Source organism: Bacillus sp. SRB_331 (assembly GCF_003264175.1).
In the GTDB taxonomy this organism is placed as follows: domain Bacteria; phylum Bacillota; class Bacilli; order Bacillales; family Bacillaceae_G; genus Bacillus_A; species Bacillus_A mycoides.
Genome location: NZ_NADV01000189.1, coordinates 1 through 323 on the forward strand (window position 1 = coordinate 1; position 323 = coordinate 323).

Here is a 323-nt window from a genome sequence, read left to right on the forward strand (position 1 = left end):
GACCTAGTATTATAGGGGCCTACAGAAAACACTGGCCGCACTAACTGGCCAAGAAACTGCGGCCAGGTAGTGCGGCCAGTGTTTTCTGTAGGCCCCTTGTTTAAAGGTTTGGTCAATATGTCTGCGACCATCTCGCTGGTGGGGCAATATTTGACCATGATCCTTCCTTCTTCGACCTTCTCTCGAATGAAGTGGTGTCGTACGTCAATATGTTTCGTACGGGATTTACTCGACCTGTTGTTTTCGAGGAAAATCGCCCCTTGGTCATCTTGGTTGATAACTGAGGTTTTGCTCTGATTGAGCTTCAGTTCAAACATTGAATC

General features: G+C 47.1%; 1 protein-coding gene. It reads right to left on the minus strand.

The window, feature by feature from the left end:
• Nucleotides 1-323 (minus strand): Ty1/Copia family ribonuclease HI (locus tag B5P42_RS32435; RefSeq protein WP_220089432.1); only part of this gene is annotated, 323 nt, incomplete at both ends.